Origin of the sequence: Rufibacter roseolus (assembly GCF_017916365.1) — a bacterium.
Lineage (GTDB): Bacteria > Bacteroidota > Bacteroidia > Cytophagales > Hymenobacteraceae > Nibribacter > Nibribacter roseolus.
The window spans coordinates 648,330-660,103 of the sequence record NZ_JAFMSU010000002.1 but is presented as its reverse complement, the minus strand read 5'-3'; the positions used below and the strand labels follow the sequence as shown (position 1 = coordinate 660,103).

Genomic DNA, 11,774 nt, shown 5'->3' with positions numbered 1-11,774 from the left:
GCGGCCCTCCATTATTAGCTTGCCATCACACTGAAAAGCTCAACTTCAGATTCTTTACCCCGCAGGATTACAGTATCCAATTTCTCCCAATGGAAACCATTCATTTGGTCAAGTTGGCTTCTGAGAAGCCCGGAAACTAAGCAATCCCGCTGATATTTATTGCATTCATTCTGGATGCGGGAGGTAGTATTGAGCACATCCCCGTTGTACACGATCTCCCTTTTCAGATCCCCAATCTGAGCGCTGATGACTTTACCAAAATGCAGACCGGCCTTGAACTCCGGATTGATGCCAAAATCCCTGAGGTAATACTCGCTGTTTCTTTGCAACCTTTCCTTGAACAGGAAAAATGCCTTGAGGCAATTAGAGTTCTCCAGGCCATGCGCCACCTTCCAGGTAAGCACTACCTCGTCGCCTATGTATTGGTAGATTTCGGCCCTGGTCTGAAGAACGGGTTGCGAAATCTCATGGAATACCTCATTCAACAGCTTGTAAAAACGCACGTGCCCTAACTTCTCCGCAATGGTAGTGGAAGATTTCATGTCCAGGAACATAAAGATCCGCTCCTCCTCCCTTGGCCGGTGGTATTTACCTCTGATGAACTTCCATAGTACACCTTCTCCCAACAAATGGTTGATCTGAAGAAAGAACACGAGCAGCCCGTAGATGACAAGGGTATAAATGACTAAAACTGCTTGATGCAAAGAGGCCAAAGCACCCGGGAGCTCACTAAATTCACGCCCTTCAGATAAACCATATACAATGAGAAGTGCAATGGTGATCATGTAAATGACTACGGTATAAAGGACGGTTTTGACCACCAGAATAGTGGTAAAGGACCACCGCCTGAACAAGGTCTCGGCGTTTGGAAAAATAAACATTTCCAGAAGGCCAAAAAACAAGCCTAATGGGAAACCAACCATAACGCTGTTATAATCCAGGCGCTCCTCATCAATGAGCTGGTAAAGGACCCCGGCAAAGCTCGTAAAGAGACAGATCAAGCCAAGGGTCTTGAATTTTCTGACAAGGTTTGGGTTCATGTGAGCATGATTAAACGTTTAGATAATCTTAAACAGTCATTTGGTCTCACAAGTACTGGTTGCGCCATGCCTCTCAGTGTGCCATGAACGAAGGCTCTGATGAGAAAAACCCTGGCCAAGCGTACAAACCCAAAACGCTTTGTTCTGTAAGCTCGGTCACACCGCCACCGGCGCTTTTATGCCCGGCCAAGGCTCATAGGCTTTCAGTGTGAAGTCCTCAAAAGAGAACCCGAAGATATCTTTCACCTCAGGGTTCAGTATCATTTTAGGTAAAGGCCGCGGCTCTCGGGAAAGCTGCAACTCAGTTTGCTCCAGGTGATTGGTGTAGAGGTGCGTGTCGCCGCCGGTCCAGATGAACTCGCCGGGTTCCAGGTCGCACACCTGGGCTACCATCATGGTGAGCAGCGCATAAGAGGCGATGTTAAAAGGCACACCCAGGAACACATCGGCAGAGCGTTGGTAGAGTTGGCAGGAGAGTTTGCCCTCGGCTACGTAGAACTGGAAGAACGCATGGCAAGGCGGCAGTTTCATATTGTTGACCTCGGCCACGTTCCAGGCACTCACTATTAGGCGGCGGGAGTCGGGGTTGTTTTTGATCTGGTTGATTACCTGGGTGATCTGGTCAATGTGCCCCCCGTCCGGAGTTGGCCAGGAGCGCCACTGCGACCCATAAACTGGACCCAGGTCGCCGTTCTCATCGGCCCACTCGTTCCAGATGCTCACGCCCCGCTCCTGCAGCCAGCGCACATTGGTCTCTCCGCGCAGAAACCACAGCAGCTCGTAGATAATAGACTTCAGGTGAACCTTTTTGGTAGTCACCAGCGGAAAACCTTCCTGCAGGTTGAACCGCATCTGATAACCGAACACACTCAGCGTACCAGTGCCGGTACGGTCTTCTTTCTTCACGCCGTTGTCCAGAATGTGGCGCATTAAATCAAGGTAAGCCTGCATATGATCAAAAAGAAATGGCAATTAGGAAATAGTGATTATAAGCCTGAAGATAGCAAAAAGTGACCATTCCCAAAGCCGATACTCTAAAAGTGCTCCCTCCTGTCCTGTGAAAGGAGAACCTATTAATGCCCTCTGACTTCAACCTGTTTTAAAGGCATTTTCCGGAAAACACCTCAAAAACAGAGGGTTTAAACGTAGAACCTAAATTTTCCCTCGGCTAAGTGGGAGAAGTAGCGTGCCAAGCCTTTTGTTACTTATCTTAGAGCCCTTACCCAACTACAAACAAGATTCTATGAAAAAATTGATGCTATCGGCTGTATTGGCCGGAGCGCTGCTTTCTTCCTGCCAAAAAAAGGCAGATTCAACCTCGGCCGCCAACGTGGCCAATAACCCGCAGCTTACCACCATGTTTGAGCAGTACTGGGATCAGAATGCCCGGTTCTTCCCCCTGGAGGCCACCGCCCAGGGCGATAACCGGTACAACCACCTCCTGCCCAACGATAACACCCAAGCCTTTAGGGACAGCCTCAGAACCTTCTACCAGCAGTACCAGGGCAAGCTGCACCAGTTCAAGCGGGAGGACCTGAACGCCAACGACCAGATCAGCTACGACATCTTCGAATACGAAACCAAGACCCGGCTGGAAGGGCTTAAGCTTAACACCTGGATGATCCCGTTCCAGCAGTTTTGGGGCTTGCCGCTTACCATGGGCCAGTTGGGCTCGGGCACCGGAAACCAGCCGTTCAAAAACACCAAAGACTACGAGAACTGGTTAGGCCGCGTGCAGGGCTTCACCGTCTGGGCAGATAGCGCCATCAGTAATCTCAGAAGAGGTATGGCTGCGGGCGTGGTGCTGCCCAAACCCCTTGTAACCAAGATGATCCCGCAGATGAAAAGCATGGTGGTGTCTGATCCTACCAAAAGCTTGTTTTACGGGCCTATCCAGAATTTCCCAGCGGAGGTTCCGGCGGCAGACCGTCAGCGCCTGACCCAGGCCTACAAACAGGCCATCAGCACCCAGTTAGTGCCCACTTACCAGAAACTGGCCACTTTTCTGCAGCAGGAGTATTTACCCAAATCCCGCACCAACACGGGCATCCAGGATATTCCCGGCGGCAAGGACCTGTACACCTATTACGTAAAGTACTGGACCACCACTGACCAGACACCAAACGAAATCTACAAAACGGGTCAGCAGGAAGTGAAGCGCATCCACGGTGAAATGGTGAAGGTGAAAGACCAGGTGGGCTTCAAGGGCAACATGGAGGAGTTCTTCACCTACCTCCGCAATGACCCCAAATTCACACCTTACAAGAATCCGGAGGAGGTTCTGAACGCCTTCCGATCTATCCAAGCCAAGATAGCGCCCAACCTGCAGAAGATGTTCGGCCGCACGCCTAAAACCCCATTTGAAATCCGCCAGACTGAGGCTTTCCGGGCTGCCTCCGCCTCCGCTGAATACAACCAGGGCTCTCCTGACGGATCGCGCCCCGGTATCTTCTACGTGCCCATCTTAGATGCCACCAAGTTCAACACCACCTCGGGCATGGAGTCACTGTTCCTGCATGAAGCCATTCCGGGTCACCATTACCAGATCTCATTGCAGCAGGAAAACGAGAATCTGCCTAAGTTCCGCCGCTTCAACTGGTACGGGGCCTACGGCGAAGGCTGGGCGCTTTACACTGAGTCACTGGGCAAGGAACTTGGTCTCTACACCGATCCGTACCAATACATGGGTGCCCTGGGCGACGAGATGCACCGGGCCATCCGGCTGGTGGTAGACGTTGGCATGCACACCAAAGGAATGACCCGCGAGGAAGCCATCCAGTACATGATGGCCAACGAGGCCATTTCTGAGGAAGGTGCCATTGCCGAGATAGAACGCTACATGGCCATTCCCGGGCAGGCCCTCTCCTATAAAATCGGGCAGTTGAAGATCAGGGAACTGCGCGACAAGTACGAGAAAGAATTAGGTGACCAGTTCAAGCTTTCCTCCTTCCATGATGAACTACTCAAAGACGGAAACATGCCGTTGAGTGTACTGGAAAAGAAAATGGACAACTGGGCGAAATCCCAGAAAAAGTAAATCCGGAATCCAGTCAAACTAATCATGTTTCATTGATCTCATGAATTATTAATCTAAAAGCCTGCAGACACCTCTCTGCAGGCTTTTATTTTTATCATCCCAGGTTTGAACAAAGGTTTTTGGCTGTTTCTGCGGCTATTTAAACTTCCTATCATATTTAACCGCCGGCCGGGCGTTTTCCGTATGAAGAGAATACGGGTAGGCACTTCCCCCACGCTGCTACAGATTACCTGTTTATTTGAAAAACAAAAATGTAGGGTACTGTTGAACCCGTTAGAACTGCCTCTGGAGTTGGCAGATGATTCACAGCTGTTAATTGAAATATTTTCATATATTAGATTCATTTACAAAGAGTGTGTCATAAGCTGCCAAGGAAGTGTTGTTCCTGGTTAAGGTCTCCAAACAGGTAAGTTGTAGCACCTGAAGTAAGATCTGGCAGGATTAATGTGAGTCATCTGTCGTTTTTGGCGTATTTTTACCAATTCAATCCATAACCAGGAAGCTGGAAAACGGATAACCACCTTAAGTGCAAGTATTTATATTAGCATCTCTTATTTATGAAGATCGTATTCCCTGCCTTGATCGTTTTGAGTTTGCTGCAAACCGCTGGATCGGCCGTGGCCCAAACCCTTGCTACGCCTCCGGCCAGCAGCCAGCCCCCTGCCTCTAAGAAGCAAGACTCTAATCTGGGTTCTAAAGTGAATGCTATTATAAAGAACCAGAAACCACAGACTACTACCCTTCCGGCTAAGCCAAGTACGGCAGTGTCTACTTCCGCAGCCACTACTACTCAGACCCCGGCGGGCCAGACCAACCCCACTACCGCGGCGGCTGGAGCGGAGGCTATGGCGGCGGCCAGCAAACCATCTGCCGTAACCCAAAGGTTAAGCAAAGTAGACCGGCTTATTATTGAGCGGGAGCAGTTGGTGCTTAAGTATGACTACCTCAAAACCCAGAGCAACAATTTCTGGGGTAAAGCCTCTAAAGAGGATTTGCTGGCCGTGGTGGATGCCTTGAAAGAGGTGTTGCAGAAAGATGAGCAGATCATTCAGGCGGTAGAGCAGTCAAACCTGGAGACCCGGCGCGCTGTGGCCAAACGCGCTGCCGAGCTGGAGGCCGAATCCAAGAAACTCAACAGCCAGGTGCGCGGCGACAAACGCGTGATCACCGACAACATCTACGACCTTAAAACCTCTTTGGCCAACGCCCAGAACCTGCTCCGGAACAAAGACCGCAAGATAAAAGACCTGGAAGAGCAACTGCAAGCGTCTAAAGATGCCAAGTTTGACCATGACGCCATTGCCGCTTTCTTTGCGATGCTGTGCCTGGTGTTGGTAGGTTATATTGTGCGGCTAAGAGGCCAGTTGACAAACATACGTGACCAGAAGCACGTGAAAGCATGAGTGAACGCCTGGTGCCCGCGGCCAAATACCTCACCTATACCGAGGCCATCGGGTTGTACAATGCCCTCACCCAGGTAGGCGTGGTGGCCCTGGTTAAAACCTGCGGGCCGCCCAGTCTTCCCTTCGGTGACGGGTTATATTACCAGCTTCAGCTCCAGCAAAAAGACCTCGAAACGGCCCAGCCCGTTTTAGAGGAGTTTTCCCAAAAACAAGCTCAAATCAGCGAAGAGGCGCAAACCTGCCCCCACTGCGGCTCCGTATACGTATGGCCAGAGCGCGATTTGGCCTGGTGGAAAAAGCTGGTGTACGCCGGCACCACCGTGTACAAATGCCAGGACTGCGGCCATTCGTTTTTCGCCTAAAAAAATAAGTAACAAGACGCTGGATATTAGACGAAGACCAAAAACTTAAAATTGAGACAAGTCTAACATCTAAATTCTAACATCTAGCGTCTAACCTTTTACATGGATAAAATTCTGAACGAATTATTAGATGTGCGGGCGCTCCTGAAACTGGAGCAGGACGAGGACCGCAAGCAATACCAACTCAAAAACGCCCAGACCAGCATTACCGAGCGCAAGCGCTTGGGCATCTGCTGGTATCCGGTGAACGTGATCAAACAGCAGGTGGGTTTCGGGAACAAGATGGTGGTGGAACTGGAGCGTATCTCGGGCCGTGACCAACTGCACATGTTCCAGGCTGGCTCCTCGGCGGCCTTGTTCACTAACGGCGAAGGCGGCTCTTTGAATGGCGTGGTATTGGAGGTGAAACGCAACAAACTGCGCCTGGCTACCTCTCGCGAAGACCTCCCCGACTGGATTGAAGGTGGTGCCCGCCTGGGCGTGGAACTGACCTTTGACGAGGTGAGTTACCGCGAGATGGAGTTCGCCCTTATGAAGGTGATGGAAGCGGAGAAATCCCGCCTGGCCCAACTACGCGATATCATCCTGGGTGCTGAGCCTGCCATCTTCCGCCGCGAGCGCGACTTCTCTCCTATTCCGGCGCTCAATGACTCGCAAAATGCGGCCGTCAAGAACATCATGCAAGCCAAAGATGTGGCCATCATCCACGGACCTCCGGGCACCGGCAAAACCACTACCCTGGTGCAGGCCATTCTGCAGACCCTGGCCGCCGGCGAGCGCAAACTACTGGTCACCGCCCCCAGCAACACGGCTGTGGATCTGATCACCGAAAAACTGGCCGAACAGGGCGTGAACGTCATCCGGATTGGGAACCCGTCAAGGGTGTCTGAGGTGCTGCTGGAGCATACGCTGGACTCCCAGATCATGCACCACCGCGATTACAAGCAACTGAAGAAACTCCGGAAACAGGCCCAGGAATACAAGGCCATGGCCGGGCAGTACAAGCGCAACTTCGGGCACGAGGAAAGGCAGCAGCGCCAGTTCATGAAAGAGGAAAGCAAGCGCATCCTGTCCCAGGCCGATGACATAGAAGACTACATTACCGAGGATCTGCTGGACCACGTGGAGGTGATTACCTGCACCCTGGTGGGCTCCGCGAACCGTGCCATCCGCCACCTTCAGTATGACACCGTGTTCATTGACGAGGCCGCGCAAGCCCTGGAGCCTGCCTGCTGGATTCCCATCACCCGGGCTAACCGCGTAGTGCTGGCCGGTGACCACCATCAGTTGCCGCCCACTGTCAAATCAATAGCCGCAGAACGCGGGGGATTGGCCAGAACCCTGTTTGAGAAGTGCATTGAACGCCAACCGGAGACCGCGGTGATGCTCACTACCCAGTACCGCATGCACGAGCACATCATGGGTTTCTCCAACGGACAGTTCTACCGCGGCGAGCTGCTGGCCCACGAGAGTGTTGCCTCGGCTACCCTGCCAGATGTGCACCCTGTGTTCCAGCCAGGGCTCATTGTTGAGTTCATTGACACGGCCGGCTGCGGCTTCAACGACCAGACCATTGGTGAAGGCAGCTCCACCGCCAACCCAGAAGAAGCCGATATTCTGATCAAGCACTTGGTGAACCTGCTTATGCCATATGAACCCGTTGGCAAAGACGAGGAACTACCCGAGAGACCGCTGCGCATTGGCATCATCTCGCCGTACCGGGCCCAGATTAACTACCTCAATGACCAGGTAGAGCATCAGCCCAAACTGGCGGCTATGCAAGCCCGTCGGCAACTCTCAGTGGGTACCGTAGACTCTTTCCAGGGACAGGAGCGTGACATCATCTACATCAGCATGGTGCGCAGCAACCCCGAGGGTGAGATAGGTTTCCTGGCGGATATCAGGCGCATGAACGTGGCTATGACCAGGGCCAAAAAGAAGATGGTGATTGTGGGCGACAGTGCCACACTAGGGCAACACCCCTTCTACCAGGAATTCCTGGCTTACGCCGAGAACATTGGGGCTTACCGCAGCGCCTGGGAGCTTATTTCTACTGATACTGAATAAATCCTTTGGCGCTTCTGCCACGTTAGAGGCAATAAAGAGGCTTTTTACAAAACTACCTGATAAACGCTGGTCTCTCCTTTTGGCTCCGGCTAAAATGCGTGATACTTTCCGCTGAATTTCTACCTTTACATCTATCAACCATAAACGGTTCACCAAATGAAAATAGAAGAGAACAAAGTGGTGTCGCTCACCTACGAGCTACGTGTTACCGACGAAGAAGGCGAAGACACCCTGGTGGAAACCGCCGACGAAGAAAATCCAATGGTCTTTTTGTTTGGTGTGAGCGGCCTGCCCGAGAAATTTGAGCAGGAACTGGAAGGCAAATCTGCGGGCGATACGTTCAAATTCACCGTGGCCTCTGATGAAGGATATGGTGACCTAGACGAGTCTGCCATTGTACCGGTACCTAAGAATGTGTTTGAGATAGACGGCAAAATTGACGAGGAGATGGTGCAGGTGGGCAACTACATTCCCATGTCTGACAACGAAGGAAACCACATGCAGGGCCGCATTGTAAGCGTAGAGCCAGAGCACGTACTCATGGACTTCAACCACCCCCTGGCCGGCATGGACATGCACTTTGAAGGCAAAGTGATCAGCGTACGCGAAGCCACCAAGGAAGAAATCGCCCACGGCCACGTGCACGGCGAAGGCGGACACCATCATTAATAATTAAGAATTAGGAATTAAGAATTGACTTCTTCTTTTTCTGATACCAAACAAAGGCCGTCTCTCGTGGGACGGCCTTTGTTTTTAGGACATTTTTGGCAAAAGGGCTAATAATCTAATTATTTCCTTTACACTACCCTATAAATTAATCCTCTCAGACGACCCTGGTTCAAGTTTATAACTTGGACCTAAATTGCAGTAAGTTTGCAACTTCCATGAGGCATAAGCCTCATACTAACTATAGCTGATAAACCTTTTAGGATCTAAATTCCCCAATACCACTTAGTTAAGTCAGGAAGGGACTGACGTAACTACCGTGTCAAAGAAAATCTAATTCTTAATTCTTAATTCTTAATTCAATTTGTTGGGCAACATACGCCTGCAAATCAGGGAAGAACTGTTCAAAATCCTGGCGGTAGAAAGGGTAATTGAGTTCCAGTTCTTCGCCGGCTTTTTCCATGCCCGACTCAAAGGTGGCCCGGCTACTTAGGCCGCGCAGGGCTTTAGATATGCCGGAGATCTGGGCGTAAGACACAAGCCAGTTGTGGGTGACCATGTACGGCAGGAAATGTTGTACCCGCTCGGGCAGCAGGTCTGGTTTAGCCTGGATCTGGGCGTAAGCCTCGGCGGCAAAGTGCTGTAAGGAAACCTGGCTGTAGAGGTGGAAGTCAGAGGCCAGGAAATGGTCATAGAAGACATCGGCGACCACGCCGGCATACTTCCGGAATTTGGGCCGCAGGCGTTCCTTTGTATGGGTGACTACGGGGTGAGAATCGGTGAAAGAGTCAATGAGACGGTGGAGCCTAATGCCCTCCTGCACGCGCGCCGGGTAGAGCAGGATCTGGGCACCGCGCACACCATCGGCAATGAAGTTACCCAGGCGCAGGTCCTCATCGTTACCAGAAAGAAATAAGTGGGCCAGGTAATTCAAAGCATCGGGTTTAAACCAAAGGTACGTATTCTGGTTATGAAACTACGATTGGCCCCAAAAAGAACCCTACCCGGGGACCACCCGTATTCCTGTAAAGCGTTTAACGACCTCATCTAAACTATGGAAAATCAACAAAACCAAAACCAGGGCGATTTAAAGGCCCTTATAGACAAGATCAAAGACATTGACACGGCCATGCTGAGCACGGTGGAGCCCGATGGCACCATCCGGTCACGGCCCATGCGCCACATGCAGGTAGCCGAAGACGGGGTGATCTGGTTCTTCAACAGCCACCACTCGGCTAAAACCCACGAGATCAGAAATGACAGCCACGTAAATCTGAGTTACTCCAAACCAGGTGACCAGCTATACGTGTCGGTATCCGGACGGGCACAAGTACTCCGTGATCAGCAGAAAATAGACGAGCTTTGGAACCCTGCCATGAAAGCCTGGTTCCCCGAGGGGAAGGATGACCCGAACATAGGATTGCTGAAAGTGACCATTGATCAGGCCGAGTTCTGGGATTCACCGAGCAGCGCGGTGGTCCATCTGTATGGAATGGTAAAAGCCGCCATCACGGGTGAGCCTGCCCGGCCCGGCGAAAACAAAAAGATCAATCTATAGTTATTAAGGAAAGGGAGTTTCGGCTCCCTTTTTTCATGCCCCCGCTAAGGCTTGTGCCGCATCCGCTTTTGGGCTACTTTTAAGAAAACAGGCATAAACCATCATCTTTATTTCCGACTTGGCACTTTCCTCACCTTCTGCTCCTGCACATACTACCCTTTCATTATTCGGCGTGAAGCCCGGTCACTGGCGCTGGGGACTGGCCCAGATGGGCACCTCGGTACCCACATTGCAGAAAGTGAAGGGGTTGAATTTCTTTAAGCTGCTAGGCAGCGGACAAGGTCGGGGCTTCAGCCTGAAACCTAATTGGTTCCGGTACGGCCTAATGGCCACTTGGGAGAGCCCTGCTGCGGCTGAGGACTTTTACATGGGCCATCCCCTATTAGAGGAATACCGGCAGCACACCTTTGAACAGTACAACCTCACCTTACAACCGCTGCAGGCGCACGGCCTTTGGAGCGGCCAAAATCCGTTTACCACCCAAACCATACCGGCCCCTGCCAATGCCCCTATTGCCGTATTAACCCGCGCCTCTATCCGGCTTACCAAAGCCATTGATTTCTGGCGGCACGTACCCCAAGCTAGTGCCAGTTTAGATCATGCCCAAGGTTTGTTGGCCTCCATCGGTTTAGGCGAGGCTCCCTTTCTACGGCAAGCCACCTTCAGCCTCTGGCGCGATGAAGCCTGCATGAAAGAGTATGCTTACCGGATGGCTGCTCACCGAGAGGTCATTAAAAACACGCGCGCCCGCGGCTGGTACTCAGAGGAACTGTTCGCGCGTTTTACGCCTCTTTCCAGTCAAGGCACCTGGAACGGTGTTGATCCGTTGGCAAGGTTGCTGTAGGTTAAATTGGGTTATTAAAAACGGCTAATCAAATAAATATTCTAACCAGGTATTTTTAAATCAAATGTAACTTGATGATGAATTCAGAGAGACAAACATCTTGTTTAAACAAATACTTTGGAGTTTTAGCAATTGGTTAATACTCTTGGAAGTTAATATGGACGATAGCCAACTAAACTTTTTTACAATTCTCCCAATTTTATTCTATCCGGCCCAACATCATTGCTAGACATTTTCAGGAACTCTGAATCATCATTCAAATCTATCACGTGGTTTTGGAATAATTTCAGCCAAATAGTGGGTCTATTAATATATTTTATATTATTAAAAGTCAGAATAATACCTGCTAAGGCTCCTCCGTTGAGACCACCAATAAAATTAGACTTTGAAAAGATTTGATCAGAGGTAGTTCCAAGGGCAAGGTTAAGGCTCACTGAACCAAAATTTTCTGGATTATCAATATAAGTTTCGAGATTCACTTCGCTCCGGCTGCCGTTTTTTATTTGGTAACTTAACGTACCTGGAAATATTTGCACTTCTTTAGAGCTACTCTTATTTCCTACTTTTAGGGAAACAGTATAGTTCCCTGCCTTTGTATACTTATGAATTACCTTATAACCGACATCAGATGATGTACCATCTCCAAAATTCCAATTGTAATTTATACCTTTTACTGTATCAGTTGCGACAAATTCAACATCACTGTGCAAATAATTTGATTCTTTCTGAACTATAAAAGTGGCGTTATATTGTTTTATATCTTCGTATTTGTCTTTACAAAAAGTAAAAAGTAAGAA

At 50.4% G+C, this 11,774-nt stretch carries 11 protein-coding genes; 7 read left to right on the top strand and 4 right to left on the bottom strand.

Going from position 1 to position 11,774, the window contains the following annotated elements; translation table 11 throughout:
• Window positions 1-14: 14 nt before the first annotated feature.
• Together J3P35_RS11740 and J3P35_RS11735 are read right to left on the bottom strand one after the other, a co-directional pair.
• On the bottom strand, window positions 15-1,040 hold the full coding sequence (locus J3P35_RS11740) for an adenylate/guanylate cyclase domain-containing protein (protein ID WP_210464785.1): 1,026 nt from the start codon (window positions 1,038-1,040) through the stop codon (window positions 15-17).
• A gap of 156 nt (window positions 1,041-1,196) precedes the next feature.
• Window positions 1,197-1,991, bottom strand: a complete 795-nt coding sequence (locus J3P35_RS11735; RefSeq protein WP_210464784.1) for a thymidylate synthase — start codon at window positions 1,989-1,991, stop codon at window positions 1,197-1,199.
• A 292-nt stretch (window positions 1,992-2,283) separates the two neighbouring features.
• Between J3P35_RS11735 and J3P35_RS11730 the strand changes: the two genes are divergently transcribed.
• The 5 genes from J3P35_RS11730 to J3P35_RS11710 all read left to right on the top strand — a co-directional run bounded on the left by J3P35_RS11730 (window position 2,284) and on the right by J3P35_RS11710 (window position 8,578).
• Window positions 2,284-4,077, top strand: a complete 1,794-nt coding sequence (locus J3P35_RS11730) for a DUF885 domain-containing protein (protein WP_210464783.1) — start codon at window positions 2,284-2,286, stop codon at window positions 4,075-4,077.
• Between the two features lie 557 nt (window positions 4,078-4,634).
• On the top strand, window positions 4,635-5,480 hold the full coding sequence (locus tag J3P35_RS11725; protein WP_210464782.1) for a hypothetical protein: 846 nt from the start codon (window positions 4,635-4,637) through the stop codon (window positions 5,478-5,480).
• The gene (locus tag J3P35_RS11720) at window positions 5,477-5,842 is read left to right on the top strand and encodes a hypothetical protein (protein ID WP_210464781.1); all 366 of its coding nucleotides are present in this window, start codon (window positions 5,477-5,479) and stop codon (window positions 5,840-5,842) included. The genes J3P35_RS11725 and J3P35_RS11720 overlap by 4 nt, the downstream gene beginning before the upstream one ends.
• Window positions 5,843-5,944: 102 nt before the next feature.
• Complete coding sequence (locus J3P35_RS11715) at window positions 5,945-7,909, top strand: AAA domain-containing protein (protein ID WP_210464780.1); 1,965 nt, start codon at window positions 5,945-5,947, stop codon at window positions 7,907-7,909.
• A 156-nt stretch (window positions 7,910-8,065) separates the two neighbouring features.
• The gene (locus J3P35_RS11710; protein WP_210464779.1) at window positions 8,066-8,578 is read left to right on the top strand and encodes an FKBP-type peptidyl-prolyl cis-trans isomerase; all 513 of its coding nucleotides are present in this window, start codon (window positions 8,066-8,068) and stop codon (window positions 8,576-8,578) included.
• Between the two features lie 337 nt (window positions 8,579-8,915).
• On the opposite strand, the gene J3P35_RS11705 is transcribed toward J3P35_RS11710, so the two are convergent.
• The gene (locus J3P35_RS11705; RefSeq protein WP_210464778.1) at window positions 8,916-9,509 is read right to left on the bottom strand and encodes an acyl carrier protein phosphodiesterase; all 594 of its coding nucleotides are present in this window, start codon (window positions 9,507-9,509) and stop codon (window positions 8,916-8,918) included.
• 120 nt (window positions 9,510-9,629) lie between these two features.
• Here J3P35_RS11705 and J3P35_RS11700 point away from each other — a divergent pair, with 120 nt between their 5' ends.
• Together J3P35_RS11700 and J3P35_RS11695 are read left to right on the top strand one after the other, a co-directional pair.
• Window positions 9,630-10,133 (top strand): pyridoxamine 5'-phosphate oxidase family protein, encoded by a 504-nt coding sequence (locus J3P35_RS11700; RefSeq protein WP_210464777.1) that lies wholly within the window; start codon window positions 9,630-9,632, stop codon window positions 10,131-10,133.
• Window positions 10,134-10,305: 172 nt separating this feature from the next.
• Window positions 10,306-10,977, top strand: coding sequence for a spheroidene monooxygenase (locus J3P35_RS11695; protein WP_317195375.1), 672 nt, complete (start codon window positions 10,306-10,308; stop codon window positions 10,975-10,977).
• 182 nt (window positions 10,978-11,159) lie between these two features.
• On the opposite strand, the gene J3P35_RS11690 is transcribed toward J3P35_RS11695, so the two are convergent.
• Window positions 11,160-11,687, bottom strand: coding sequence for a PKD domain-containing protein (locus J3P35_RS11690; protein ID WP_210464775.1), 528 nt, complete (start codon window positions 11,685-11,687; stop codon window positions 11,160-11,162).
• Window positions 11,688-11,774: the final 87 nt, after the last annotated feature.